Raw genomic sequence first — 23,588 nt, 5'->3', positions numbered from 1 at the left:
GGACCGGTCGTCGCGGACCGATCGCCGTCAAACCAAGGGACCCCCCGCACACCCGCCAGAGCCTGCTTATCCTTGCTGCCTTCCGGCCCTGGGGAGGTTCACAGGGTGACGCCGTGCGAGGGGTCTGCCCAGAGTCTATGGCATCCCGAGCCCAGGATGGCCACGCATTCCAGCGTAGTCTCCGCTCATGCCCGCCTCTCCCCAGGACACGCTCCTGCACATCGCCGAACGAACCCACTGGGAATCCGCCCGGAGCACGGGCGTGGCGTACACCATGTCCACCCTGGGCCGGACCCTGGACGAAGAGGGCTTCATCCACTGCTCGTCCGACATCGCCCAGGTGGAGGGCGTCCTGGACCGCTTCTACGGCGGCGTCCCCCGCGAAGCTCTGGTTCTGCTGCTCATCGACGTGTCCCGACTCGACGCGCCCGTCCGCTACGAGCCCGCCGGGGACGAACTGTTCCCCCACGTCTACGGACCGATCCCGGTCGACGTGGTAATTGATGTCAGGTCACTGCCCGAGAACCGGTAGGCTTCCCCGTGGAGGATTCGCCTAGTGGCCTAGGGCGCACGCTTGGAAAGCGTGTTGCGTGCAAGCGCTCGCGAGTTCGAATCTCGCATCCTCCGCCACACACCGAGGCCGGTGCCCGACGCGGGCACCGGCCTTTCGCGTGTCCCGCCCCTTCAGCAGGAGCTGCTACCCCTCTTCGGCGGTCAGCTCCGCGCGGGCCTCGCGGACCTCGTCAAGCGCGATCTCGGCTTCGATCCCGAAGTGGTGGCGGCAGGTCCAGGCTTCCAGCGGGAGGCCGCCGAGCGATCGGTGCCGCCATCGGTAGGCGCGCCGTCCTCCAGGGGTGAGCATCAGTTCGGCGTCTCTGCGGTAGCGCTCGAAGTCGTCGAGGTCCGGATGGGCGGCGTGATCGCACGCGGGGGTTTCGTCGCAGCGTCGCGCGGCGGCTTCCAGGGCGTTGATGATCTCGTCCAGGACCTCGGTGGATTCGACCCGCTCGGAGACGGCGTACGGGAGCAGCGCGCAGTTGGCGACCACCAGGCCCGGCAGTTCGGGAGTGTCCTCGCGCGCGGCCTGCAGCAGGGCACGGGCTTCGTCGACGAGGGTCTCGTAGGGGTCGCCGTGCGGGTGGTCATAGATCACGTCGGAGAGGTACTCCAGGCCTCGCCTGATACTCGCGGGGGCCCGGACCGGGACGTCGTCGAAGGTGCCGGGGGACGCCGCTTCGGCCGCCGCCCGCGCGAACCCGGCGACGTTGCGCGGACACCCCCACCGGCCGGGATCGTCCAGGGGCGGTCCGGCGTCCACGGCCCGCAGGGCCATCTCCTCCGGACGGAACCTCCAGGTGAGACCTTCGGCGTCGAAGTCCGTCAGGTACGGGTGGTCGGCGTGGTCGCAGGGTTCGGCGTCCAGTCGCTCGGCCGCCGTGGTCAGGGCCTTCACGATAGGCGCGGCGTCGGGCAGAGCCATTCCCTCCAGGTGGGCCGTCAGCGTCAGGACGCCCAGCGCCCACGCCAGGGCGTGCGGGCCCTGCGGGGCGGCGCCCAGGTGGGCGGCCGTTCCCTGCATGAGGTCCGCGTACCGCTGTGAGCGGGTGCCTGAGGTATTGGCCCAGTCGGCGGCGAGAGCGCGCCAGGCGTCGGGAGAATCCGGAACGCCCAACGGATCGATATCGGTCATACCAAACTGACGAGTAAGATGATCATGCCGGTTCCGGCTGTGGAACGGCGTCACTTACCGATCGGGGAGATGGGGCGTTCGAAGAACGTCTCCAGGACCACCGTCGCCTTCGTCCCGCTGACGCCCTGGATGTCGTACAGCCGCCGCAGGACGTCCTGAAGCCGCGCGGTCGTCGACGTCCGCACCTTGACGAGGACGGACGCGCTGCCCGCGACGACGTGGGCCTCCTGCACCTCCGGTATGGCGGCGAACTCGGCGGCGCGGTCGCCCATCCAGACCGAGGAGTCGATCAGGGCGAAGGCCAGCACGCCCTGCCCGAGCGCGGCGGGCTCCACGTCCACGCTGGTCCGCCGGATGACGCCCCGCTCGCGCATCTTCCGGACCCGCTCGTGGACGGCCCCGGCCGACAGGCCGACCGCCGTGCCGAGCGCCGCGTAGGACCGGGTGGCGTCCTGCTGGAGGAGTTCCAGCAGCTGACGATCGATGTCATCCACGTTCCTCACAAGATGACTGTATCGCGTACGATCATCCCGAAGTTGTTCTGAAGAATATTCAGTCACGACGCGGTGAGGGGAAACGATGCCCAAGGAAGCGGCCGACGGGATGTACGAGGTTCTGGACGAGCGCTTCCGCACCGGACGTTGCTGCCATGGCGACCAGCACCTCGAACACCTGCACTCGGACAGCCGCTGGGCCGAGGGGCCCCTCTACCTTCCGGCGTGGCGGCAGCTGATCTGGAGCGACATCCCCAACGACCGCATGCTGCGCTGGGACGAGGCGACCGGCGCGGTCTCGGCCTTCCGCGCGCCGGCCGGGCACAGCAACGGCAACACCCTCGACGGGCAGGGCCGGCTGATCACCTGTGAGCAGGGCGGGCGGCGGGTGACCAGGACCGAGCCGGACGGCACCGTCACCGTCATCGCCGACCGCTACCGGGGCAGGCGCCTCAACAGCCCGAACGACGCGGTCGTGCGCTCCGACGGGTCGGTCTGGTTCTCCGACCCCGACTTCGGCATCACCAGCGACTACGAGGGGCACCGCGCCGAGAGCGAGATCGGCGCCTGCAACGTCTACCGGGCCGATCCGGTTACCGGCGAGGTCCGCCTCGTCGCGGACGGGTTCGGCGGGCCGAACGGCCTTGTCTTCTCCCTGGACGAGCGCCGCCTCTTCGTGTCCGACACCCGCGCCGCGCACATCCGCGTCTTCGACGTCCGCGACGACGGCACGCTCTCGGACGGCGAGGTCTTCACCGCGGCCCGCGACGGCGTCGCCCGGTTCGACAACATCCGGTTCGACCGGGACGGACGGCTGTGGGCGGCGGCCCTGGAGGGCGGCGTGCACTGCTACGCCCCGGACGGCACCCTCATCGGGCGCGTCCGCGTCCCGGAGCCCGTCTCCAACATCACCTTCGGCGGCCCCAAGCGCAACCGCCTGTTCATCACCGCGACGACCGGCCTGTACTCGGCGATGACGTCGGTGACCGGCCTGCCGAGGACCCCGCAAGTGATCGAGAACTGAACCGGCCCGGCGGCGGGCGCGTCACCGCCGGCGGCGGGCTTGTCACCGCCGGCGGCGGGCTTGTCACCGCCGGCGGCGGGGCGCCGCCGAACGGGGCGGCGCCGAGCGCATGTGGTCGCGCACCGGTGACAGCAGGTCGGCCAGGGCCTGGGCGTCCTCGCGCGACAGCGGCTGGAAGAGCTGCCGGTCGAGGACCTCGGTGTGGCCGGGGAGCACCTTGGCGAGCAGCGCCCGCCCGGCATCGGTGATCGTGACGGTGACGCCCCGGTCGTCGTCCGCGGAGCGCGTGCGCGTGACCAGGCCCGCCTTTTCGAGCAGGCCGGCCTGGTAGGTCAGTCCGCTGCGGCTGTACACGACGCCGTCGGCCAGGTCGGTCATGCGCTCACTGCCGCTCGGCGAGTCGAGGCCGAGGCGCGCCAGGAGCTGGAACTGCACGTAGCTGAGATCGCCTGCCTCGCGCAGCTGCTGCTCCACCGCGTGCCGCAGCAGGCCCGCCACCTCCATGAGGGCGAAGTACGCGCCCAGCTGGACGGCGTCCGGGGACGGCGGCGTGTCAGGCATGGCGGCACCCTACCAGCTGCTTCACTTTCGAAGCACTTGCTTCAACTTCGAAGCACTGTTACGGTGACGCATGTGCTTCGGATTCGAAGCACTCGCTCGATCGGAGATGAGGCAGCACAAATGAAGGCGGTTCGATTCCACGAGTACGGCGATCCCGAGGTCCTTCGCTACGAGGACGTCGACCTTCCGGTGCCGCGCGCCGGGCAGGTGCGGGTCCACGTCGCCGCGACGACGTTCAACGGCGTCGACGGCAACATCCGTGCGGGGTTCATGCAGGACCCGATGCCCCTGACCTTGCCGCACATCCCCGGCCTGGACGTCGCGGGGACGGTCGACGCACTCGGCGAGGGCGTCGGCGGCCTTGAGATCGGTGACCGGATCGTCGGCTTCCTGCCGTTCGTCGACGATGGCGCCGCGGCGGAGTACGTCCTGGCGCCCGCCGGGATCCTGGCGGCGGCTCCGACGAGCATCCCGCTCGCCGACGCGGCCGCGCTGCCCCTGGTCGGTCTCACCGCCTGGCAGGCGCTCTTCGACCAGGCCGAACTGAAGGCCGGGCAGCGGATCCTGATCAGTGGCGCGGGCGGAGCCGTGGGCGGCTACGCGGTGCAGCTGGCCAAGGCGGCAGGTGCCTACGTCATCGCCACCGGCAGCCCTCGCAGCATCGAGCGCGTCAAGGCGGCTGGTGCCGATGAGGTCATCGACCACACCACCACCGAGGTGACCACCGCGGTGACCGAACCGGTCGCAGTCCTGCTCAACCTCGCGCCGATCGACCCCGCCGAGTTCACCGCGCTGGCCGGTCTGGTCCGCGACGGCGGCGTCGTGGTCAGCACGACCGTGTGGATGCCCGCCCCGGCCGACGAGGAGCGCGGCGTGCGGGGCATCGACCTCTTCGTCCGCAGCGACGCCGGGCAACTGTCCGAGCTCGTGGCGCGGGTGGACCGCGGCGCGCTGACCGTCGACGTCGCCGAGCGCGTCGCACTGGCAGACCTGGCGTCGGTCCACGCCCGGGCGGCCGCGGGCACTCTCCCGGGCAAGGTCGTCGTCCTGCCGGCCACCGCCTGACGCTGCCGGAAGCGCCTGGGGCATCACCGAGGTCGGCCCTGTCGGCCGCGTCCGTCTCAGGAAGATCACGGCGATTAGGCTGCGATCATGGACATCGGCATCGCGACGGGAACGCCGGAGGACCTCGACGCGCTGTGACCGTTGTGGCCGGCGATGCTCGAACACCATCGCCACCTGGTCGGCGCGCAGTGGCCGGTGCGCGGCACCGCTCGCGGGATCTTCTGGACGCTGGGAAGGACATGATGGTCGACTACGAAATCGTCGAGGCGGCGGGGCGTGTGGCCGCCGAGTGCAGCCGGGGGGACGAGCACACGGTGGCGGCCGCCGCCCGGGCCCGGGACGGACGCATCGTCACCGCGATGAACGTCCACCACTTCACCGGCGGGCCGTGCGCGGAGCTGGCCGTGATCGGCACGGCCGCCGCGCAGGGCGCGCACCAGCTGGACGCGGTCGTCGCGGTCGGGGGCGGCGACCGCGGGGTGATGCCTCCTTGCGGGCGGTGCCGGCAGGTCCTTCTCGACTACTTTCCGGCCATCCACGTCATCGTCGACACGGACGGCGTTCTGCGGGCCGTGCCCGTGGCCGAGCTGCTTCCCGGCGCCTACATCTGGTCTGACCACCAGTCGTGAACGGCCGCTCCGGACGGGCCCGGCACTAAGTCACGGGCGGGCTGAGCTGGGCGGTAACTGGTTTACCGAACGCGGAAAGCGGAGTGACGCATGTTGTTGCGAGCCTTCTCCGCGCCCTGGGGAGCCCGTAGACTCGAAGGGTGATCTTTAAGGCGGTGGGTGAAGGAAGGCCCTATCCAGAGCACGGTCTCTCGTCCCGGGACTGGGCCAAGATCCCCCCTCGCCAGGTCCGCCTCGACCAGCTCGTCAGCACCAAGCGAGAGATGGATCTCCAGTCGCTGCTGTCGAAGGACTCCACCTTCTACGGCGACCTGTTCCCCCATGTGGTCCAGTGGCACGGCGAGCTCTACCTGGAGGACGGCCTGCACCGGGCGCTCCGGGCGGCGCTGCACCAGCGGCTCGTCCTGCACGCGCGCGTCCTCGACCTGGACGCCGTCGACTTCTCCTGATCAGCGGGTGCGCGCGGGTTCGGGCGCCCGGAGGGCCTTCGGCTCGACCAGCGGCGTCGCCGGCCGGGCCGGGCGGACGAACCCGGGGCGCGCGGCCAGCAGCCCGACCACGACCTCCGGGACCACCAGGACGAGCAGCAGGGCCACTGGCACGTTCCAGCCGCCCGTGGCCTCGTGCAGGACCCCGACCGCGAGCGGACCGGTCCCGGCGAGGAGGTAGCCGCCCGTCTGCGCCATCCCCGACAGGCTCGCGGCCGCGGACGGGGTCGGTGAGCGGAGGCTGAGCAGCGTGAACGCCAGCGGGAAGGCGCTGCCGGTGCCGATGCCGAGGATGACGACCCACGTCCACCCGGCGGACGGGGCGAGCAGGAGCCCGACCAGGCCGACGACCATCGTGGCCGCGACGGCGACGACGAGGGGGCGCTGGTCGCGCAGGCGGGCGGCGAACACCGGCACCAGGAAGCCCAGCGGGATCCCGGCGATCATCATGGTGGAGACCATCATCCCGGCCGTGGCGGCCGGATAGCCGGCGTCGCGCATGACCTCCGGCAGCCACGACATCAGCACGTAGAACATCAGCGACGCCAGGCCCATGAACGCGGTGACGAACCAGGCCGTCGGCGAGCGCAGCAGCGATCCCCCGGCGCGCGGGGCGGTGACCGGCGCCGTCGGAGCGCGGCGGCTCCGCACGGCGAGCGGGCCCCACACGAGCGCGGCGACCAGCGAAGGGACGGCCCAGACCGCGAGCGCGAGACGCCAGCCGCCCGCCTCCTCCAGCGGCACCGCGAGCCCGGCCGCGATCGCGCCGCTGGCCGCCATCAGCATCATCGCGAGCCCGGTCAGCGAGCCCAGCCGGGACGGGAACGCGCGCTTGATCATGGCCGGCATGAGGACGTTGCCCATCGCGATCCCCGCCCCGGCCAGGACCGTTCCCACGAACAGCGAGACCGGGGACTGCGCCACCCGCAGCACGATCCCCGTCGTGATCATGACGAGGGAGCCGGCGATCGCGGTCTCGGTGCCGAACCGCCGCGCGACGGCCGGGGCGGCGGCCGCGAACACGCCCAGGCACAGCACCGGGAGCGTGGTGAGGACGCCGGCCTCCGCCCCCGACAGCCCGAACGCGTCCCGCAGGTCGCCGAGCACCGGCGAGATCCCCGTGATCGCGGCACGCAGGTTGATCGTCAGCAGCACCAGGCCGACGAGCGACCACACGGCCGCGGCCCGGGAACCTGGAGTCGTAGAGCTGTTCATGTCACCTTCGTTGCTCGGTCGCTTCGAGCGCAGGTTCTTCTGCGTCGAGCTGCTTCTGCTGCGTTCCGGTGCCCATGTCCGTCGCCGGGCACCACGACGGCCGCCTCGTGAGGTGAGCGGGTCACGCCCCCGTCACGGTGCGGGCTTGCGCTTGTCGTGCTAGGTCTCCTGCGGAGCCGTCCCGGGCAGGGGGACGGTCGAGGCGAGGATCTGGTCGAGACACGCGTGGGTCGCCTGGGTGGCGGCGTCGGCGTCGCCCGCCTCGATGGCCGCGGCGATGGGGCCGTGCGGGACGTCGGCGTGTTCGAGCAGGCTCCCGGCCGCGCCGATGCTGGCCCGGAGCGCCGCGCTGAAGTCGCGGTACAGGTCCGTCAGGACGCGGTTGTGGGTGGCCTCGACCACGGCGGTGTGGAATTCGAGGTCCGCTTCGACGAACGCCGAGTGCTCGCCCGCCGCCCACGCCGCGTCCCTGCGTGCGAGGGCGACCGCGATGGCGGCGATGTCGGCGTCCGTGCGCCGGGTGGCGGCGAGCCGGGCCGCCTCCACCTCGAACCCCCGCCGGACCTCCAGGATCTCGACGAGTTCCGCGGTCTCCAGCCGCCGCCGGACGGCCCCGGACAGCTCGCTCGTCGCGCGCACGTACGTCCCGTCGCCCTGGCGGCTCTCCAGGAGACCCGCGTGGGTCAGCGCCCGCACCGCCTCCCGGACGGTGTTGCGCCCGACCCCGAGCGTCTCCGACAGCACGGGCTCCGGCGGGATCTTTCCGCCCACCGGCCAGCCGCCCCCGGTGATCTCATCCCTGAGCTGGTCGATCACCTGGTCGACCAGCGACGACCGCCGTGCCGTCCGCAGAGTCACTCGAACCTCCAGTCAACCAGTCATCCCATGTTTCGATGATACGACATCCCCGACCCGGGTTTTATTCCGCCCCGTCGGCACGCGGCTCGCGGAGGTATCCGGGCAGCGTCGATCCAGACCGGGTGGGCGCATGAACGGGACGGCGACCCCGACGGCGAGACGAGGCGGCACGCGTTACCGCGGCGGCCCGTCCTCCCCGCGGGCGAGCGGGCTAGTGCCGGGCGCTCAGGGCGACGCGGTTGAAGACCGACAGACCCGCCGCCTCCAAGGCCTGGCGGTAAGCGGTGGCAGCGTCGTCAGGCGACTCGATCAGTTCGTAGAGTTCGCCGAGTTCCCTGTAGAGGTGCGCTGCGGGACGTCCCTCGGAAAGGGTCACCAGCTGTTCCGAGGCGGCGCGGAGCACGACCCGGGCGGCCGAGGTGTTGCCCTGGGCCACCCGTGCGCGCGCCAGGACCAAGCGGGCCAGAACGGTCTTCTGGGTGCGGACGCCCAGCTCGTCGGCGGGCTGCGGCGCCATGGAGTGTCCGCTCGTGGGGGCGGAGAGCGCCATGCCGGTGTCGAGGAACTGTTCGAGCGCGGCGATCGCCTCGTCCAGATCGCCGACGAGGACGAGTGCGCGGGCCTTGGCGATGGTGCATTCGGTGGACTCGGCGTCGTCGAGGCCGGTCGCGTCCTGGAGGAGAGTGAGCGCCTCCTGGGCCGCCTCACGCGTTCCTTCCTGGCGCGGACGCTCGAACCCGTACTCACCGGACGGCCGCGTGTCGGGCTGCGCGGCTGCGGAGAACGGCTCAACGCCCCTGAGCAGCGCCTTTGCTCCGGCGAGGGCGAGGCGCGCGTGGGCCTGTATGGGCGTCGTGTCCGTGCGCGCGGCAAGGGCCTGGTCAGCGAAGTACAGGGAGTCGCCGACCGCGCCCTCTTCCAGCGCGCGGAGGCTGGCGCGCTGGTAGTGGACGCTCAGCGGCTCGGCGTCCTCGGTCCCCTCGGGGTGCAGGAGGCGGCGCCCGAGTTCGTGGGCCCGGACGGGATCGGAGCGATCCACATAGGCGAGCAGCAGGATGCGCCCGGCCTCGGTGTACTCGTGGCCGGCGTGGAGGCCGAGCCACTCCAGCCGTTCGAGGGCGCGCTCGCCGAGCGCGATGGCCTGCCCCAGGTCTCCGACCGTGTGGTACGCCCGGGCCAGCGCGATCACCGGGGGCAGCCAGCTCGCCCGGCCCGGGTCGCGCTCGGCCTGCTCGCGCAGCTCCTCGAACAGCGCGATCGCGCGGTCGGTGCGGCCCAGCTCCTCGAGGGCGCGGGCGCGGCCCAGACGGGCGCGGGCCGTGAGGTCGGGGTCGTCGCTGCGGGCGATCACCTCGTCGAAGCCGGCCTCGGCCGTGGCGGGGTCGCCGCGCAGCAGCGCCAGATGGGCGTGGCGTTCCCGCACCTCGAGATGGGCGCGCTGCTCCGGCTCGACGCCCTCGGCGAGGTACTCGGGAGTGCAGCCGAGACGCTCGGCCAGCATGCGCAGGACGGTCGGCGTCGGTGTGCGCTTGCCCGACTCGATCAAAGAGATGTAGCTGTCGGAAAGGTCGTGACCGGCGAGCTGTGCCTGCGACAAGCGTCTGGTCAGCCGCAGGTTGCGGACACGTTCGCCGACGTTGCCTGGACCCGGCATGTGGACTCACTTAGCGGAAGTAAACAGGCGGCTGGGGTGCCGACATGATTGCACATTGCGGGTTATCACACATCGAGAGCAAGGAAGCGACAGGAGAAGCGAACGGCCGGGAGGCCCGCGTGCACGGCGCCGCGGCGAGGTTCGCCGGTTCGCGCCGGCGGCCCCTCCGGTCGATCGCGACGTTCTGTCATTCGCCGACGGTATCCGACCGTCCCGGCAAGATCGCAGAGACCGCCGATATTGGGCGGCCCGTTACGTTTTCCGGCCAGTACCGGACGTCCGGCGCTCTCCCGCGCGGGCTTGGGATCGCTCCCAGCCCGCAAGGGGCCGGTGCCGCCCGCTGATCGCCGCGTCCGGTCTCCGGGGGTGCGGCCGCGTCGCGTCCGATGACGCCTGGCCGCCCTGCATGCTCTCAGATGGCCGCGCGTTCCCCTTCGGCCCCCTGCGGCAACGGAAAAGCCGGGCACGATCGTGCCCGGCTCTCCCACGTTAGGCTGTGTTTCAAAGTCCCGGCCCACTTCGCTCGCCTGGCGGCTCGCTACGTGACCGGCACTGGGCGAACGCGGCATCGCTTCGCGATCCGCCCGGCTCCGCTCGCCTCCGGCCTCGCTCCGCCGGCCAGGTCACGCGTTCGCGCGCTTGACCGGAGCCACTTCGGGACGGGCCCTAGATCTCTCCGTCGGGGTCGTCGCCCTTGGGCAGCGTGGCGGTGGGAGCGTCCTGCGCGTCGGCGTCCTCCGCCGGACGGGGCCGGCGCGGCGGCGGGGGCGGGGGGAGCGCCTCCTCCGGGGCCGGGTTCTTGTTCGGGAAGATCATCTCGCAGACTTCGAGGTAGAGCTGCTCGGGGTAGGGCAGGAAGGGCACGTTCGTGAGGGCCTGGTCCTGGCCCGCGGACTCCAGGACGAACTCCCCGTAGCCGAGCATGCGACCCGCGATCGTCCGCTTGAAGCTCATGTCGGTGACCTTGGCCAGCGGCATCATCGCGACCTTGCGGGTGATGAGGCCCGTGGTGAGCAGCATCCGCTGGTTGGTGATGACGAAGTAGTCGACGGACCACTCGGCGACCCGCCACACGAACCAGGCGAGGAGGATCAGCCAGCCCCACCAGACCCAGCTGAAGACCGAGCCGCCGTTCTCGGCGAGCGTCTGGCTCAGCAGGCCCGCGAGGATGAGGCCGCCGAGCAGGAGGCCGACCGGGACCATCAGCACGGCCGGGTGGCGCCGTACCGTGATCACCTGGTTCTCGTGGGGGAGCAGGTACTTGTTGACGGACGCCGGCGCGGAGTCGCCGGGGGTGACGAGTCTCATGCCTGCCTCAGGCGAGCGAGTTGACGAAGGTGGCGAAGGAGTCGGCGGCCGAGGAGATGCCCATCGCCGCGTGCTCCACCGATTCGGTCGCCCCGTCCGGTTGCGTGATGACGTAGAACGCCACGAAAGCCACGGCGGCCCACGTGAGGTACTTCTTGGCCGGCACAGCTGCCTCCCGGAGCGTTGACCCACGGACCCCGGTTTCAGTTTCGCACAGCCCACCCGGGCGGCAAAGCAGCGCGACGGCGCGCGGCGTCTTCCGGCACGTCAGGGCGCGTTGTCCAGCGAGGATCGCCGGGACTTGCGGCGCTTCTCGGCCGCGACCGTCGCCAGCACCTCCAGATGCCGGCGCGCGATCCGCTCCACGAGGTCGGGCGGAGCCGATCCGGTGACCTCCTCCGCGCCGTAGCGCGCGGCGGAGACGCACCGCTCCACCGTGTCCGCGCTGTGGACCTCGTGGAACTCCTCGGTGAGCCGTTCCCCGATCTCGGTGTAGCGCGGCAGGTCGCCGTCCCCTGGGTGAGCCATCATGTGTCCCCGATGCTCGCTCGCGCCGCCCGGTCCGTGACGGTCCCCTGTGCCGGGACGGCGGAGGGGAACGCGCGCTCGCGTTCCGTAAGGGTGGTGGTACCCCCTGCCGTCGGGAACGAACATCGCAGGTCACGTCGGGGAAACGGAGTCCTGCCGGCGGGGTTAGACGACGCCGTAGAGCCGGTCCCCCGCGTCGCCGAGGCCGGGCATGATGAAGCCCTGCTCGTTGAGGTGGGAGTCGATCGCGGCCGTGACCACCTTGATGGGCGCCGAGATGTCGGAGAACGCCTGCTCCAGGTACTTCAGCCCCTCGGGCGCGGCGAGGAGGCAGAGCGCCGTGACGTCGTCGGCGCCGCGCTCGACCAGCAGCCGGATGGCGGCGGCGAGCGTCCCGCCGGTCGCCAGCATCGGGTCGAGGACGTAGCACTGCCGCCCGGAAAGGTCGTCCGGCAGCCGGGTCGCGTAGGTCTGGGCCTGCAGGGTGCCCTCGTCCCGGATCATCCCGAGGAAGCCGACCTCGGCGGTGGGCAGCAGCCGCGTCATCCCGTCCAGCATCCCGAGGCCCGCGCGCAGGATCGGCACGACGAGCGGCTTCGGGCTCGCGAGCTGGACGCCCCGCGCCGGGACGAGGGGCGTCTGCACCGTGGCCTCGGCGACCCTGACGTCACGCGTCGCCTCGTAGGCGAGCAGGGTGACCAGCTCGTCGGCCAGGCGACGGAACGTGGGGGAGTCGGTGCGGACGTCCCGCAGCGTGGTCAGCTTGTGCGCGACGAGGGGGTGATCGACGGCGAGGGTCTGCATGCGCTCACCGTAGCCCACCACGCGGGGCGGTCCGGGGCGCCAGGATAGGACGCCGCTGAGCTGGGCAGGATGGCACTATGAACAGCGAGAGCGATCAGCAGCCGAGCGGCCGCTCGCGGGCCCGGGAATCCGCGCCCGATCCGCCCGCTCCCGCCTCGGCTCGCGGTACCGAACCCCCGGCTCCCGACACGACGGTGACCGAAGTCACAGGCGAGGACGCCGCTCCGCGTCCCGGCCCCCAGGGCGACATCTCCCCCGAGGAGGTGCGCGAGCACCTGCGCCGCAGGGCGGTCTTCCTGCGCGAACTCGCCGAGGCCCGCGAGCTGCGCCGCCGCGTGACGCCGCACCGGTCCCGCCGTGCGCGGATCCACGCGGCGCTTCGCCGCCGCACGTTCCGCATCAATTGATCCGGATCGGTTAGGTTCATGCCGCCGGGCACCACTGACTCCCGACCTCACCCCCGGGTGCGGCGGCGAGTTTGGTGGTGGGGCACGCGAGTGCGCGCCGCATCTGCGACCATGCCCTGGCAGGAGACGCGCCGGTGGGGTGGAAATGACGGATGTGGACGCGACGGACTTCGCCGTCGTGGTGTATCGGGAAGACGAGGGCTGGGAGGCCGAGATCCTTCCGGTGGCGTTGACCGAGGACCTCGCGGGGCTGATCCATGCCCTGCGCCAGCAGCCGAGCCTCGGCGGCACGGTCGGGCTGGTCTCGGTCGGCGACGACTTCTTCGTCGCGATCCGCCTGCTCGGCGACGAGGTCATGGTGTTCCTGTCGGACGTCACCGCCTCGGTCGACTGGCCGCTCGCCGGCCAGGTGCTGGACTACCTGGACATCCCGATCCCGGACGAGGAGGAGCTCGACCAGGTCCTCCCGGTCGGCGACATGTCGATCTTCGCCGATCTCGGGCTGGACGAGATGGAGCTCGGCGCGATCTCCGGCGACCTGGAGCTCTACCCGGACGAGATGCTCCTCAGCATCGCGGGCCGCATCGGTTTCGCCCCCGCCTTCGAACGCGCCCTCGACACCGTCCCCTGACCCGCCCGCCGCCCGGCTCAGCTTCCTGCCCACCGCCGTGCCCGGCGGTCAGCGGGGGAAGCCGTTGCGCCGGGCGTAGTCGCTCAGACCCGCCCAGTCGTCGCCGGTGTGGCTGTGCTGCGGGTCGAGGCAGCCGAGGCTGATCGGGCGCTTCGCGTCGTAGCGGGGCGCGTGCGGGTCGGGCGGGTCGTCGAAGTTCAGGACCTCGGCGATGTTGCGGGCCGCGGCGTCCCGCACGGTCAGCGGCTCCAGGCCCCAGCGCCACTCGATCGCCTTCAGGACGGACGTGTGGTCGTACACCTCGTGGGCGACGGCGCCGCGCCGCGCCCGCGGGGAGATCAGCAGGCAGGGAACGCGGAAGCCGCGCAGCCCCGTGCCGAGGTCGGGCCGCGGGTCGGGGCCCTCCGGCGGCGGGACGTGGTCGAAGAACCCGCCCCACTCGTCGTAGTTGATGACGAACAGGGTGCGGGGCCAGTTCGGCGAGGTGACGAGCGCGGTGTAGACCTCGTTGAGGAACGCCTGGCCGAAGCGGATGTCGGCGAGCGGGTGCTCGTCCTCGGACATGCCGGGCAGGAACAGCTCGCCGAGGAAGCCGGGCTCGACGAAACTGACCGCGGGCAGCCGGCCGGCGCGGGCGTCGGCGCGGAACTCGGTGATGCTCCGGCTGATGTCGAGGTGCCGCAGCCCCCACAGCGCGGTGAAGGGCACGTCGCTGAAGTAGTACCGGCAGGAGACGCCCCCGGCCTTGAGCCGGTCCCAGATCGTGGTGGTCTCGGAGATCGTCAGCGAGTTGGAGGTCCGGTCGGTCTGCCCGGCGTGCTGGAAGATCCGGTTGGGGAACGTGGACGACATGATCGCCGGGAAGTAGCGGTCGCAGACCGTCCAGTCGAGGGCGGCGCGGCCGTGGAAGCCGAGATCGGGGCCCTCGTAGTAGCCGATGGAGAACACGTCGTTGTCGCCGGCGCGCAGCCATCCGTCGCACTTGCCGCCGTTGTACTCCGTCCGCCCGCCTTGGTAGGAGTGGTCGGGGTCGTTGAAGCCGCACCCCCACGGCACCTTCAGGTGATGGGTGTCGTGCGCGTTGCCGTCGGCGTCGGTGAAGGTGAGCCCGGCCTGGCGGCCGTCGGCACCGGGCAGCCAACCCATGTAGTGGTCGAAGGACCGGTTCTCCATCATCACCACGACGATGTGGTCGATGCCGGACTCCTCCGGATCGGGCAGCTCGGCGACCGGGGCGCGCCTGGCGGCGGCCGTCTCCGCCGCGTGGGCCTGGGCGGACGACCCGCCGGCGGCGCCCGCCGCGATGATCGCCGCGGTGCCCGCCGTCCCCGCCAGAAACCCGCGCCTGGTCAGTTCGTCCGCACCCATGGCACTCCTCCCGGGATGGCGATCGCTGAGCAGTATGCGGACTCGCGTGAAGCGGGGGAAGGACGCCGGGCGTCCGTCACCGGACAAGAACGCGAAGTTTATTCACAACCGCTTCCGGGCACCCGGCCGCCGATTCCCGCGCACCGGGGGTGGGAGCGGGCAGACCGCTTGGGTCACAATGAGCACGTGTCCTACTTCGCCGCCGTGTTCGCACAGACCCCCCAGGGCTGGGTCGGGACCGAGGCCGTACTCGACGAGGCGGAAAGCGTCGACGACGTCACCGACCTGATGCGGGAGGCCGCCGTCGAGTCCTACGGCGACCCCGTCGTGCTGCTGATCGAGCAGGACGACGACTGGTTCGCGGTCGTCCGGCTCGACCGCGACGACGAGCCGCGCCCCTACATCTCCGCCGTCCGCGAGGACGGGCTCGGCTCGCTGTTCCAGCAGCTCGTCGGCGAGGTGCCCGAAGGCGACGCCGCGGGCGACGCGGCCCTGCTGGAAGACCTCGGGGTCGGCGCCAGGCGCCTCGGCGAACTCGGCGAGCGCGCCCTGCCCGGCGACGCGCTCCTCGCCGTCGCCGAGCAGGCCGGATTCGGCGAGGAGTTCGACCGCCTCCGTGACTGACGCGCGCGATCCGGTCGCCGGGACGTTCCGGCCGGCGATGCTCAGGGCCCTCGACGAGGCCCGCGAGGCGGCCGCGGACGGCGAGATCCCGGTCGGCGCCGTCGTCCTGGACGCGTCCGGCGAGATCATCGGAGCGGGCCGCAACGAGCGCGAGCGGACCACCGACCCGACCGGCCACGCGGAGATCGTCGCGATGCGGCGGGCGGCGGCGGTCCTCGGCGGGTGGCGGCTGACCGGCTGCACGCTCGTCGTGACGCTGGAGCCCTGCACGATGTGCGCGGGGGCGTGCGTCCAGGCCCGGCTGGACCGCGTGGTCTACGGCGCGGTCGACCCGAAGGCGGGCGCGGTCGGGTCGCTGTGGGACGTCGTCCGCGACCGGCGCCTCAACCACCGCCCCGAGGTGATCGCCGAAGTGATGGCCGACGAGTGCGCCGCCCCGCTTATCGAGTTCTTCGCGCACCGCAGAGTCGGGTAGGCTCTCCCGCGGTGGTGTCGCCTAGTGGACGAGGGCGCACGCCTCGAAAGCGTGTGAAGTGCAAGCTTCCGTGGGTTCGAATCCCACCACCACCGCCACCCAGATGGTCGTCCAACTGGCCAGACGCACAGAGGGCGGGGCCCACGGTCCCGCCCTCGACGCTTTCCAGCCGCCTTCGGGGTCGTCGTAGTCCCCGGCGAGTCCCCGGAGGAGTCCCGCCACACGGTCGCCGGGCTTCGAGGGAGTGACGGCGTCTGTCGCGGCCGGGGCCTCTCGCCCTGGTCAGCGCGCGGGTTCCTTGAGAAGCGCCCTTCGCTTTCGCGCCTGGCGCGTTTCGATGCCCACCGCCGCCGCCCAGGCCGCCGCCCGAACCCGGGACGGCGGCCTTCGCGCTTTCCCGGCCGCGTTCCGGCCACCGGCAGCCGTCCGTGCGTGCGTTCTTCCGCCGTGGCCGCACAGTCATCTACAGCCGAACACACGGCTGGCTCGTCCGGACATCGAACGGACGAGGCGACCAGACCAGAAACAAAGGTGAACTGCCATGAGCGGAATCGTTTTCGGGATCTCGAACGTCGAGCGCTTCGACGACCCCGACAACCCCACCGTCTTCGGGATCGAGATCGATGCCAGCGGCCGCAGCCGCGTCTCGACCGGTGACCGCGACGGGCGGACCGGCTCGGATGCCGCCCGGCGCACGACGGACACGACCGTCGTCGAGGAGCAGCCGTAGTCGGCGCAAGCGCCGGCTGTCGTCCAGCCTGGGGCCCGGCAGATCTGCCGGGCCTCCATTCTTGGGGCCCCGGTCTCAGTCCGATGGGGTTCGGCAGGAGCTGCGATGTCGCAGTTCCTGGGAGCGGCTCGGCGATCCTGAGCAGCCGTCAGCCGACCGTGACGAGGGCCACGCCGGCTACGGCGACGGCCATGCCGACGCGTTGGACGGCTCGCAGGCGCTCGCTGTAGGCGACTCTCGCCAGCAGGACGGTGATCGCCGGGTAGAGGGACGTCAGGACGGCCGCGAGGCTGAGCATGCCGTTGTGGACCGCGAGGAAGTACAGCACGTTCGCCCCCGCGTCCAGGCTGCCGGACAGCAGCGCCAGGACGATCAGCGTCCGGCCGGACAGCTTCGGGCCCGCGTCGCCGCCGCGGGCCGCCAGGAACAGCAGCGCGACCGCCACGATCGCGAGGTTGCCGAGGCGGGCGCCGACGATCGGCCAGAGCCCGGTGCCGTCCCCCGCCTCCTTCAGCAGGACGAAGAAGACGCCGAAGCAGCTACCTGACAGGCCGGCCATCACCGGGCCCGAGTCGAGGAGCCGCCGCCGTTTGGCCGCGCCCGCCGCGGGCTCCCCCTCGCCGCCGGCCTCCATGCTGACCAGGCCGATCGCGACGAGGCAGAGCAGGACGCCGAGCAGGACGGACGCGTCCAGCCGCTCGCCCTCGGCGACGCCCACGGCGACCGGGATCACGGCCGCGGCCAGCGCCGACACCGGCGCCACCACGCTCATCGGTCCCCGCGCGAGGGCCCGGTAGAACGCGATCAGTCCGCCGCCGCCGCAGAGGCCGGCCACGAATCCCCAGGCCATCGGCCCGGGGCTCACGTCCCCGCCGGTGAGCAGCGCCGCCACCAGCACGACCGCCAGCCCGATCGGAACGCACCAGGTCAGGGCTCTGATCGCGGTCGATCCGCGGGTCACGGTGCCGCCGAGGAAGTCGGCGACCCCGTAGGCGAGAGCGGCGGCCAGGGCGAGAACCGTGACCATCACCGCCCGCCGATCAGCCTGGTCTCGATCCGTACCCCGGGCGAGATCGTCCGCAGCCGCTCCGCGAGGCGGTCGCCCGCCTCGGCCAGCCTGTCGAGGGGGTACGGCTCAAGGCGTTCGAGGAGGAACAGGCCGTTCTTCGTGGTCTCCGTCAGCCGCGTCCGGACGCACTGGCGCCAGTTCCAGCGCCGGCAGGTGACGCCCTGGTCGTCCCGCCAGACGACCTCGCCGGGGTTCGGGTGCTCGACCGCGGGCTCGCCGCCCGCGATCACGTCGAACGGCTCGTCGCCGGTGGCCCTGACCAGCCGCGCAGGGCCCCGGTAGGCGTCCAGGTTCTCGCCGCCGATGGGGAGCGCGTACTCGACGCTCACCGCGTTGTAGGCGTCCACGACCCTGTTGATGGACGGGAGCGCGTCGGCGCGGCGCAGCAGCGCGTCCACCGAGGGCCGGGTCCGCTGCGGCTTGGCCCCGAACGCCCGGTAGGCCGCGCGCCACGCCTCGACGTGCGGGTCGTCCGCGTCCGCCGCCAGCGCCGCCTCGGCCAGCCATACCTCGCCGGCCTCGTCGCTCGGGCCGTTCTCCAGCCCTTCGGCGGTCATGACGAGCACGGCGAAGTCGGGACGCAGTTCCCGCACGGCCTCGTCCACCACGATCCGCTCCAACATCCCGCTACTCCCCTCCGGACGGTCATTTGAGTGAACTCAGTAGTTCATCATACCGACCGAACGGGTGTTCCTGGGAGGCCTGCTCTCCAACGCGCGGACGCGGCCGGTTGTTCTCCTGGGCGCTCACTCGGGTTCGGGCAGCGCGCGGACCAGGTCGAGCAGGCGCCGGACGTCCGGCAGGACGTCGACGAGGCCGGCCTCGACGAGCGCGGCGGCCGCCCGGTCGAAGTAGGGCTGCCGGGCGGCGACGATGCGCTGGACGAGGTCGCGGCCGTCCGGGGTGAGGGTGAGGTCGGTCCGGCGCCCGTCGGCCGGCGAGGGGCGGCGCTCGATCCACCCGGCGGCGGCGAGCCGGTCGGTGAGCCGGCTGGGGTGGCCGGGGTCGGCGGCCATCCGGGCGCCGAGGTCGGCGATGGAGACCGGCTGCCCGTCGGCGATGATCAGCAGCGCCTCGGCCTGGACGGCGGTGACGCCGAGGGGGCGCAGCAGGTGGTTGAACCGCCGCTCGACCTCCCGCTGCGCGGTCTTCAAGGCCATGAGCAGTTCGAGTACGGGCTCCACGGGGGGAGTCTATTGCTTTGTGTGTCATGACATGCATAGGCTGGGCGCCCGCTGAATATGTGTCATGACACGGAAATGAGTCGGGATGCGCAGGATCAGGTTCTCCCGGACGCCGGCGCTCGACTTCGAGGCGCTGCGCGGGCTGTGGGCCGCGGCCTACGACGGCGGCGAGTTCGGCGAGGTCGCCGCCGTCATGGCACGGGTCCGCCGAGGCGACTTCGAGTCGTGGTACCGCGAGTGGTCGGCGATGGCGGACCGCGTCGCGGCGCGAGGACGGACATACGGCGAGCCCGTGTCCCGGGGCACCGCGCTGCTCCGGGCCGCCAACTACCTGCGGCAGGCCGAGTTCTTCCTGGACGCGGCGGACCCGCGCCGCACCGCGGCCGGCGCCGACCTGTTCGACGCCGGGCTGGACGCCCTAGGCATGGACGTCACCCGAGCCCGCATCCCCTACGACGGCGCCGACCTGGAGGCTCTGTTCATGCGGCCCGTCGGCCCGGGCACCCGCGCAGTGCTGGTCGTGCAGGGTGGTTTCGACTCCACCCTTGAGGAGCTGTACTTCATGATCGGCGCCGCGGCGGTGCGGCGCGGCCACGGCGTGCTGATGTTCACCGGCCCGGGACAGGGGTCGGCGCTGCGCGAGCACGGCATGCCGTTCACCGCCGAATGGGAGCGCCCCACCCGGGCCGTGCTCGACTGGCTGGGCGGCCTCGTCGAGCCCCGGCTCCTGGTCGGCGTCGGCATCAGCTTCGGCGGCCACCTCCTCGCCCGGGCCGCCGCGTTCGAATCGCGCTACGACGGTGTCGTCCTGTACGACTACTTCCCCGGCATGCTCACCGCGTTCCTGCACAACGTGCCCCGGCCGGTGCGCGGCGCGTTCCAGCGCATGCCGTGGTGGATGCGCCGCGCCGTCCCCCTGTACGGCAGGTTCGACGCCCAGGCCCGCTGGGGGATCGGCAACGCGCTCTGGACGTTCGGCGCCGCGACGCTGCCCGATCTGATCGACGCGATGCGCCCCTTCGACGACCGCGACTGGGCCGGCGAGATCACCGCGGACTGCCTCGTCCTGCTGGCCGAGCGCGAGCACTTCTACGACCCCGCGCTCGGCCACGACTTCGCCGCCCGGCTCACCGGCGCCCGCTCGGCACGGGTGCACACCTTCGCCGAGGCCGACGGCGGGCACCTGCACTGCCAGAACGGCGCCCTCCAGCAGGCCCACGAGGTGATCTTCGACTGGGTCCACGGCCTGGCCGCCGGCGCTGTCCCCCGCTTCGCGTGACCACGCGAACCGGTACAGGTCCGTGGTGAGCATTCAGTCGTGAGCGCGGAGACGGCGCACGCCCCCACCGGCGATGGTGGGATCGTGGGGGACGTCGGATCACGGCCCGTGCGCGGCCGTGCGGGCGGGAGGCCGGGGTTGAGCGGGCAGGAGACCGGGTCGGGCGGGCCGGAGGCGATCGGCGAGGCCGTCGCGCGGACGGTGCGGGCGCTGCGGGCCGGGCACGGGTGGAGCCTGGACGAGCTCGCCGGGCGCGCCGGGGTGAGCAAGGGCGTGCTGGTCGGGCTGGAGCAGGGGCGCGGCAACCCGAACCTGGGGACGCTCATCCGGATCTCCGACGCGCTCGGGGTGCCGCTGACCCGGCTCGTGCAGGTCGAGGAGGAGCCCCCGGTGCGGATGTTCCGGCCGGAGCGGCACGTCGTGCTGTGGCAGGGCGAACACGGCGGGACGGGAACGCTGCTGGCCGGCAGCGACCCCCGGCCGTCGCTGGAGCTGTGGAACTGGGTGCTCCAACCCGGCGAGACGCGCGAGAGCGACGCGCACGTACCGGGCACCAAGGAGATCGTGTACGTCCAGGAGGGCACGCTCACCCTGGTCGTGGACGGCCGGACGGACCTCGTCGAGGCCGGCACGGCCGCCGTCTTCGTAGGTGACCGCCCCCACTCCTACGGCAACGCGGAGGACGCTGAAGTCCGCTTCGTCCTGGCCGTCCTCGACCTCTGACCCCCGGAGGGACCTGGCGCGCGGGGGTCTAGCCGGTCAGGCGGACGGGCATGGCCAGGTAGCGGTAGCCGGTGTCGGTGTTCTCGGGGTCGGGCTCGTCGTCCTTCTTGTCGGGGATGGCGGTGAGGAGGGCGGCCTTGGTGGGGCCGGTGCATTCGAGGCGGGCGTACTCGGTGTCGATGCCCGCGAGGCCGTCGAGCAGGTACTGGGGGGCGAACGCGATGTCGATGTCGTCGCCGTCGAGCTGGGCGCCGACGCTCTCGTTGGCGCGGGCCGAGTCGCCGGTGGCGGCGCGGATGCGGACCTCGTCGGCGGTGAAGGCCAGCCGGATCGGGGTGCCGCGCTCGGTGACGAGGGCGGCGCGCTTGATCGCCTCGACGAAGGGGGCCACCCGGACCTCGGCGACCGACGTCCAGGTGCCGGTGAGCCGGGACCGGTAGTTGATGTACTGGTCGTCGAGGAGGCGGCTGGTCATGCTGCGTCCGCCGCCGGAGATGCCGATGAGGGTGTCGGCGGTGCCGCCGAGGCCGATGGAGACCTCCGCGCCGCGCCTGATCGCCTTGGCGGTGTCGGCGAGGGTGCGTGCGGGGACGACGACGCCGGCGGTGAAGCCGGGCTCCTCCGGGGACCAGGTCAGCTCGCGGGCGGCGATGCGGTACCGGTCGGTGCAGGCGAGCCACATCGTGTCGCCCTCGATGTCGATCCGGACGCCGGTGAGCATGGGCAGGGTGTCGTCGCGTCCGGCGGCGGGGGTGACCTGCGCGACGGCGGCGGCGAACAGGTCGCCGGGGACGGTGCCGACGCGGGCGGGCGGCTCGGGGAGGGTGGGGTAGTCCTCGACGGGCAGCGTCAGGAGGCCGAACTCGGCGGGGCCGCAGCGGACGACGACCTCGGAGCCCTTGGTGAGGACGTCCACGGGCTGGTTCGGGAGGTTGCGCACGATGTCGGACAGCAGCCGCCCGGGGACGAGGGCGCGGCCCGGCTCCGCCACGGCGGCCTCGTCGGTGGCGTGGGCGGACACCTCGTAGTCGAACGCGCCGAGGGTGAGCTCGCCCTGCTCGGTGACCTCGATGAGCATGCCCGCGAGGACGGGGAGCGCGGGACGCGACGGCAGCGTCCGCGCGGCCCACGCAACTGCGTCGGCGAACGTCTGGCGCTCGACTCGGAACTCCACCTCGATCAGCCCTTCTCAGGTTGGACGGCCTTCACGAGCACGGTAACCCGGGGCTCCGACATTCCTTCGCGAGGGTCAGAACAGCGCGTTCTCGGTGACCTGGACCTTGCGCTCGAAGTCGAGGAGGTACCGCTTGCGGTCGAGGCCGCCCCCGTAGCCGGTGAGGGAGCCGGTGGAGCCGACGACGCGGTGGCAGGGGACGATGACGCCGACCGGGTTGCGCCCGTTGGCGAGGCCGACCGCGCGGGACGCGGTGGGGCTGCCGATCTCGACGGCGAGTTCGCCGTACGTGATGGTCTGGCCGTAGGGGATCTCCTGCAGGGCGGCCCAGACGCGCTCCTGGAAGGGCGTCCCGTGGAGGCGGAGCGGCAGGTCGAACTCGGTCAGGTCGCCTGCGAAGTACGCGTTGAGCTGTTCGGCGACGGTCGCGAAGGGTTCGTCTTCGGGGTCGCCTGGGGCGCCGAAGGTCTCCTGGGACGGGCGGTGCCGTTGCATCTCCATGTAGAGCCCGGACAGTCCGCCGTCCGTGGCGACCAAGGTGAGCGGTCCTACGACGCTCTCTATGACGACGTGCGTTGTTTCCACAGCGGTTCCTTCAGTTCGCGGGGAGCAGGTTGATGGCGTGGTCGAGGGTGGCCCACAGGTACTGGACGGAGTAGGCGCGCCATGGCCGCCATTGTGCGGCGCGTCGGGTGAGGGCCGCAGGGGTGACGGGAAGATCGAGCGTTGCGGCGGCCGCTCTGATGCCCAGGTCGCCGGGGATGAACGCGTCCGGGTCGCCAAGGGCCCGCATCGCGATGGTCTCGACTGTCCAGGGACCGAAGCCGGGTAGGGCGGACAAGCGCGCGCGGGCCTCGTCCCAGTCGCTCCCTACGCCGAGGTCGATCTCCTCCTTGGCGAGGGCGTCGACAAGGGTCATCAGGGTGGTGCGGCGGGTCTTGGGGAAGGCGAGCGACTCCGGGTCGAGTTCGGCAAGGGCGGTGGGGGTCGGGAAGAGGTGCGTCAGCCCGCCGCCTGGGTCGTCTATGGGGTCGCCGTAGGCGGTGACCAGACGCGCCGCGTGGGTCCGGGCCGCGGCCGTCGACACCTGCTGGCCCAGCACGGCGCGGACGGCGAATTCGGGGGCGTCCACAGTGCGGGGCACGCGGCGCCCAGGGGCCTTGTCCACGAGCGGCGCGAGGACGGGGTCGGTGCGGAGGAGGTCGTCCACGGCGACGGGATCGGCGTCCAGGTCGAGCATCCAGCGGCAGCGGCTGATCGCGATGGGGAGGTCGCGCAGGTCGCTGAGGCTGAGCGTGCAGGCGACGTGGTCCGGCTGGGGCCGCAGGGTGGCGATGCCGTGCCCGTGGGGTAGCCGCAGGGCACGGCGGAAGGCGCCGTCCCGCCACTCCTCGACGCCGGGCACGGCGGTGGCGGCGAGATGCCCGAACAGGTTGTCCGGACACAGCGGTGCACGGAACGGCAGCCGCAGCGACAGCGAACCTGGCCCGGCGGGCGGATGTCCCTTGGCGACGCGGTCGCGCAGGGCGGACGGGGTGAGCGCGAACACTTCGCGGACGGTGTCATTGAAGGCGCGGATGCTGGCGAATCCCGCCGCGAACGCCAC

28 protein-coding genes, 2 tRNA genes, 1 other RNA gene and 1 pseudogene are annotated in these 23,588 nt (G+C 72.0%); 14 read left to right on the top strand and 18 right to left on the bottom strand.

The window, feature by feature from the left end:
* Nucleotides 1–32 precede the first annotated feature (32 nt).
* Nucleotides 33–128, bottom strand: an RNA gene (gene ffs, locus AB0C84_RS14565) — signal recognition particle sRNA small type.
* Nucleotides 129–187: 59 nt separating this feature from the next.
* On the opposite strand from ffs, the gene AB0C84_RS14560 reads away from it, so the two are divergent.
* Both AB0C84_RS14560 and AB0C84_RS14555 read left to right on the top strand, forming a co-directional pair.
* The gene (locus tag AB0C84_RS14560; RefSeq protein ID WP_361065544.1) at nt 188–532 is read left to right on the top strand and encodes a DUF952 domain-containing protein; all 345 of its coding nucleotides are present in this window, start codon (nt 188–190) and stop codon (nt 530–532) included.
* Nucleotides 533–542: 10 nt separating this feature from the next.
* Nucleotides 543–630, top strand: a tRNA-Ser gene (locus AB0C84_RS14555).
* Nucleotides 631–697: 67 nt separating this feature from the next.
* On the opposite strand, the gene AB0C84_RS14550 is transcribed toward AB0C84_RS14555, so the two are convergent.
* Both AB0C84_RS14550 and AB0C84_RS14545 read right to left on the bottom strand, forming a co-directional pair.
* The gene (locus tag AB0C84_RS14550; protein ID WP_361065541.1) at nt 698–1,579 is read right to left on the bottom strand and encodes a hypothetical protein; all 882 of its coding nucleotides are present in this window, start codon (nt 1,577–1,579) and stop codon (nt 698–700) included.
* Nucleotides 1,580–1,740: 161 nt separating this feature from the next.
* Nucleotides 1,741–2,193 carry an Lrp/AsnC family transcriptional regulator gene (locus AB0C84_RS14545; RefSeq protein ID WP_361065538.1) on the bottom strand — a complete coding sequence of 151 codons (453 nt, stop codon included), beginning with the start codon at nt 2,191–2,193 and terminating at the stop codon, nt 1,741–1,743.
* A 76-nt stretch (nt 2,194–2,269) separates the two neighbouring features.
* On the opposite strand from AB0C84_RS14545, the gene AB0C84_RS14540 reads away from it, so the two are divergent.
* A complete protein-coding gene (locus tag AB0C84_RS14540; protein WP_361065535.1) occupies nt 2,270–3,208 on the top strand; it encodes an SMP-30/gluconolactonase/LRE family protein in 939 nt (312 codons plus the stop codon).
* A 63-nt stretch (nt 3,209–3,271) separates the two neighbouring features.
* Here the strand turns inward: AB0C84_RS14540 and AB0C84_RS14535 are convergent, their stop codons facing one another.
* Nucleotides 3,272–3,769 carry a MarR family transcriptional regulator gene (locus AB0C84_RS14535; protein ID WP_361065532.1) on the bottom strand — a complete coding sequence of 166 codons (498 nt, stop codon included), beginning with the start codon at nt 3,767–3,769 and terminating at the stop codon, nt 3,272–3,274.
* A gap of 120 nt (nt 3,770–3,889) precedes the next feature.
* Here AB0C84_RS14535 and AB0C84_RS14530 point away from each other — a divergent pair, with 120 nt between their 5' ends.
* The 3 genes from AB0C84_RS14530 to AB0C84_RS14520 all read left to right on the top strand — a co-directional run bounded on the left by AB0C84_RS14530 (nt 3,890) and on the right by AB0C84_RS14520 (nt 5,912).
* Nucleotides 3,890–4,834: an NADP-dependent oxidoreductase gene (locus AB0C84_RS14530; RefSeq protein ID WP_361065529.1), complete on the top strand. Its 945-nt coding sequence runs from the start codon at nt 3,890–3,892 to the stop codon at nt 4,832–4,834.
* 242 nt (nt 4,835–5,076) lie between these two features.
* Nucleotides 5,077–5,463 carry a cytidine deaminase gene (locus AB0C84_RS14525; protein WP_361065526.1) on the top strand — a complete coding sequence of 129 codons (387 nt, stop codon included), beginning with the start codon at nt 5,077–5,079 and terminating at the stop codon, nt 5,461–5,463.
* A 140-nt stretch (nt 5,464–5,603) separates the two neighbouring features.
* On the top strand, nt 5,604–5,912 hold the full coding sequence (locus tag AB0C84_RS14520) for a type II toxin-antitoxin system VapB family antitoxin (RefSeq protein WP_179845315.1): 309 nt from the start codon (nt 5,604–5,606) through the stop codon (nt 5,910–5,912).
* Here the strand turns inward: AB0C84_RS14520 and AB0C84_RS14515 are convergent, their stop codons facing one another.
* The 7 genes and pseudogenes from AB0C84_RS14515 to upp all read right to left on the bottom strand — a co-directional run bounded on the left by AB0C84_RS14515 (nt 5,913) and on the right by upp (nt 12,318).
* Nucleotides 5,913–7,166: an MFS transporter gene (locus AB0C84_RS14515; RefSeq protein WP_361065523.1), complete on the bottom strand. Its 1,254-nt coding sequence runs from the start codon at nt 7,164–7,166 to the stop codon at nt 5,913–5,915.
* A 159-nt stretch (nt 7,167–7,325) separates the two neighbouring features.
* Nucleotides 7,326–8,024, bottom strand: coding sequence for a FadR/GntR family transcriptional regulator (locus tag AB0C84_RS14510; protein WP_361065520.1), 699 nt, complete (start codon nt 8,022–8,024; stop codon nt 7,326–7,328).
* Between the two features lie 211 nt (nt 8,025–8,235).
* Nucleotides 8,236–9,678, bottom strand: a complete 1,443-nt coding sequence (locus AB0C84_RS14505) for a helix-turn-helix transcriptional regulator (RefSeq protein WP_361065517.1) — start codon at nt 9,676–9,678, stop codon at nt 8,236–8,238.
* A 798-nt stretch (nt 9,679–10,476) separates the two neighbouring features.
* Nucleotides 10,477–10,986, bottom strand: a pseudogene (locus tag AB0C84_RS14500) (PH domain-containing protein); the annotation flags it as partial.
* A 7-nt stretch (nt 10,987–10,993) separates the two neighbouring features.
* Nucleotides 10,994–11,152: a hypothetical protein gene (locus AB0C84_RS14495; protein WP_361065514.1), complete on the bottom strand. Its 159-nt coding sequence runs from the start codon at nt 11,150–11,152 to the stop codon at nt 10,994–10,996.
* A gap of 101 nt (nt 11,153–11,253) precedes the next feature.
* Nucleotides 11,254–11,514 carry a hypothetical protein gene (locus AB0C84_RS14490; protein WP_258945182.1) on the bottom strand — a complete coding sequence of 87 codons (261 nt, stop codon included), beginning with the start codon at nt 11,512–11,514 and terminating at the stop codon, nt 11,254–11,256.
* A gap of 165 nt (nt 11,515–11,679) precedes the next feature.
* The gene (gene upp / locus AB0C84_RS14485; protein WP_179845309.1) at nt 11,680–12,318 is read right to left on the bottom strand and encodes a uracil phosphoribosyltransferase; all 639 of its coding nucleotides are present in this window, start codon (nt 12,316–12,318) and stop codon (nt 11,680–11,682) included.
* Between the two features lie 194 nt (nt 12,319–12,512).
* On the opposite strand from upp, the gene AB0C84_RS14480 reads away from it, so the two are divergent.
* Both AB0C84_RS14480 and AB0C84_RS14475 read left to right on the top strand, forming a co-directional pair.
* Nucleotides 12,513–12,725, top strand: a complete 213-nt coding sequence (locus tag AB0C84_RS14480) for a hypothetical protein (protein WP_179841659.1) — start codon at nt 12,513–12,515, stop codon at nt 12,723–12,725.
* A 145-nt stretch (nt 12,726–12,870) separates the two neighbouring features.
* Complete coding sequence (locus tag AB0C84_RS14475; RefSeq protein ID WP_361065509.1) at nt 12,871–13,356, top strand: tRNA adenosine deaminase-associated protein; 486 nt, start codon at nt 12,871–12,873, stop codon at nt 13,354–13,356.
* Nucleotides 13,357–13,404: 48 nt separating this feature from the next.
* Here AB0C84_RS14475 and AB0C84_RS14470 read toward each other — a convergent pair whose 3' ends face one another.
* Nucleotides 13,405–14,724, bottom strand: coding sequence for an alkaline phosphatase family protein (locus tag AB0C84_RS14470; protein ID WP_361065506.1), 1,320 nt, complete (start codon nt 14,722–14,724; stop codon nt 13,405–13,407).
* Nucleotides 14,725–14,910: 186 nt separating this feature from the next.
* Here AB0C84_RS14470 and AB0C84_RS14465 point away from each other — a divergent pair, with 186 nt between their 5' ends.
* From AB0C84_RS14465 to AB0C84_RS14450, 4 genes are all read left to right on the top strand, one after another.
* Nucleotides 14,911–15,348 (top strand): hypothetical protein, encoded by a 438-nt coding sequence (locus AB0C84_RS14465; RefSeq protein WP_258945134.1) that lies wholly within the window; start codon nt 14,911–14,913, stop codon nt 15,346–15,348.
* A 37-nt stretch (nt 15,349–15,385) separates the two neighbouring features.
* A complete protein-coding gene (gene tadA / locus AB0C84_RS14460) occupies nt 15,386–15,823 on the top strand; it encodes a tRNA adenosine(34) deaminase TadA (protein WP_179849534.1) in 438 nt (145 codons plus the stop codon).
* Nucleotides 15,824–15,833: 10 nt separating this feature from the next.
* Nucleotides 15,834–15,921, top strand: a tRNA-Ser gene (locus tag AB0C84_RS14455).
* A 443-nt stretch (nt 15,922–16,364) separates the two neighbouring features.
* A complete protein-coding gene (locus AB0C84_RS14450) occupies nt 16,365–16,553 on the top strand; it encodes a hypothetical protein (RefSeq protein WP_361065503.1) in 189 nt (62 codons plus the stop codon).
* Nucleotides 16,554–16,701: 148 nt separating this feature from the next.
* On the opposite strand, the gene AB0C84_RS14445 is transcribed toward AB0C84_RS14450, so the two are convergent.
* The 3 genes from AB0C84_RS14445 to AB0C84_RS14435 all read right to left on the bottom strand — a co-directional run bounded on the left by AB0C84_RS14445 (nt 16,702) and on the right by AB0C84_RS14435 (nt 18,806).
* Nucleotides 16,702–17,580 carry an EamA family transporter gene (locus AB0C84_RS14445; RefSeq protein WP_361065885.1) on the bottom strand — a complete coding sequence of 293 codons (879 nt, stop codon included), beginning with the start codon at nt 17,578–17,580 and terminating at the stop codon, nt 16,702–16,704.
* Entirely contained in the window at nt 17,580–18,245 is a 666-nt protein-coding gene (locus AB0C84_RS14440; RefSeq protein ID WP_361065501.1) for a phenylalanine--tRNA ligase beta subunit-related protein, read from the bottom strand. Before AB0C84_RS14440 ends, AB0C84_RS14445 begins: the two co-directional genes overlap by 1 nt.
* A gap of 123 nt (nt 18,246–18,368) precedes the next feature.
* A complete protein-coding gene (locus AB0C84_RS14435; RefSeq protein ID WP_361065498.1) occupies nt 18,369–18,806 on the bottom strand; it encodes a MarR family transcriptional regulator in 438 nt (145 codons plus the stop codon).
* Nucleotides 18,807–18,891: 85 nt separating this feature from the next.
* Between AB0C84_RS14435 and AB0C84_RS14430 the strand changes: the two genes are divergently transcribed.
* Together AB0C84_RS14430 and AB0C84_RS14425 are read left to right on the top strand one after the other, a co-directional pair.
* Complete coding sequence (locus AB0C84_RS14430; protein WP_361065495.1) at nt 18,892–20,085, top strand: alpha/beta hydrolase; 1,194 nt, start codon at nt 18,892–18,894, stop codon at nt 20,083–20,085.
* 39 nt (nt 20,086–20,124) lie between these two features.
* Nucleotides 20,125–20,808: an XRE family transcriptional regulator gene (locus tag AB0C84_RS14425; RefSeq protein ID WP_361065492.1), complete on the top strand. Its 684-nt coding sequence runs from the start codon at nt 20,125–20,127 to the stop codon at nt 20,806–20,808.
* A 28-nt stretch (nt 20,809–20,836) separates the two neighbouring features.
* Here the strand turns inward: AB0C84_RS14425 and dnaN are convergent, their stop codons facing one another.
* The 3 genes from dnaN to AB0C84_RS14410 form a co-directional block, all read right to left on the bottom strand.
* Nucleotides 20,837–21,982, bottom strand: a complete 1,146-nt coding sequence (dnaN, locus tag AB0C84_RS14420; RefSeq protein WP_361065490.1) for a DNA polymerase III subunit beta — start codon at nt 21,980–21,982, stop codon at nt 20,837–20,839.
* Nucleotides 21,983–22,057: 75 nt separating this feature from the next.
* The gene (locus AB0C84_RS14415; RefSeq protein ID WP_361065487.1) at nt 22,058–22,567 is read right to left on the bottom strand and encodes a methylated-DNA--[protein]-cysteine S-methyltransferase; all 510 of its coding nucleotides are present in this window, start codon (nt 22,565–22,567) and stop codon (nt 22,058–22,060) included.
* Nucleotides 22,568–22,577: 10 nt separating this feature from the next.
* Nucleotides 22,578–23,588 (bottom strand): AlkA N-terminal domain-containing protein (locus AB0C84_RS14410; RefSeq protein WP_361065484.1); only part of this gene is annotated, 1,011 nt, incomplete at its 5' end.

Source organism: Actinomadura sp. NPDC048955, assembly GCF_040649435.1.
Classification (GTDB): Bacteria; Actinomycetota; Actinomycetes; order Streptosporangiales; family Streptosporangiaceae; genus Spirillospora; species Spirillospora luteofluorescens.
This window is presented reverse-complemented; position numbering and strand designations above follow the sequence as displayed.

Excerpts from the sequence above, each read along its gene's own strand:
- AB0C84_RS14560 (WP_361065544.1), top strand. The coding sequence starts at position 188 with ATGCCCGCCTCTCCCCAGGACACGCTCCTGCACATCGCCGAACGAACC.
- AB0C84_RS14550 (WP_361065541.1), bottom strand. The coding sequence starts at position 1,579 with ATGCAGGGAACGGCCGCCCACCTGGGCGCCGCCCCGCAGGGCCCGCAC.
- AB0C84_RS14540 (WP_361065535.1), top strand. The coding sequence starts at position 2,270 with ATGCCCAAGGAAGCGGCCGACGGGATGTACGAGGTTCTGGACGAGCGC.
- AB0C84_RS14535 (WP_361065532.1), bottom strand. The coding sequence starts at position 3,769 with ATGCCTGACACGCCGCCGTCCCCGGACGCCGTCCAGCTGGGCGCGTAC.
- AB0C84_RS14530 (WP_361065529.1), top strand. The coding sequence starts at position 3,890 with ATGAAGGCGGTTCGATTCCACGAGTACGGCGATCCCGAGGTCCTTCGC.
- AB0C84_RS14525 (WP_361065526.1), top strand. The coding sequence starts at position 5,077 with ATGGTCGACTACGAAATCGTCGAGGCGGCGGGGCGTGTGGCCGCCGAG.
- AB0C84_RS14515 (WP_361065523.1), bottom strand. The coding sequence starts at position 7,166 with ATGAACAGCTCTACGACTCCAGGTTCCCGGGCCGCGGCCGTGTGGTCG.
- AB0C84_RS14505 (WP_361065517.1), bottom strand. The coding sequence starts at position 9,678 with ATGCCGGGTCCAGGCAACGTCGGCGAACGTGTCCGCAACCTGCGGCTG.
- AB0C84_RS14490 (WP_258945182.1), bottom strand. The coding sequence starts at position 11,514 with ATGGCTCACCCAGGGGACGGCGACCTGCCGCGCTACACCGAGATCGGG.
- upp (WP_179845309.1), bottom strand. The coding sequence starts at position 12,318 with ATGCAGACCCTCGCCGTCGATCACCCCCTCGTCGCGCACAAGCTGACC.
- AB0C84_RS14475 (WP_361065509.1), top strand. The coding sequence starts at position 12,871 with ATGACGGATGTGGACGCGACGGACTTCGCCGTCGTGGTGTATCGGGAA.
- AB0C84_RS14470 (WP_361065506.1), bottom strand. The coding sequence starts at position 14,724 with ATGGGTGCGGACGAACTGACCAGGCGCGGGTTTCTGGCGGGGACGGCG.
- tadA (WP_179849534.1), top strand. The coding sequence starts at position 15,386 with ATGCTCAGGGCCCTCGACGAGGCCCGCGAGGCGGCCGCGGACGGCGAG.
- AB0C84_RS14450 (WP_361065503.1), top strand. The coding sequence starts at position 16,365 with ATGAGCGGAATCGTTTTCGGGATCTCGAACGTCGAGCGCTTCGACGAC.
- AB0C84_RS14445 (WP_361065885.1), bottom strand. The coding sequence starts at position 17,580 with ATGGTCACGGTTCTCGCCCTGGCCGCCGCTCTCGCCTACGGGGTCGCC.
- AB0C84_RS14440 (WP_361065501.1), bottom strand. The coding sequence starts at position 18,245 with ATGTTGGAGCGGATCGTGGTGGACGAGGCCGTGCGGGAACTGCGTCCC.
- AB0C84_RS14430 (WP_361065495.1), top strand. The coding sequence starts at position 18,892 with ATGCGCAGGATCAGGTTCTCCCGGACGCCGGCGCTCGACTTCGAGGCG.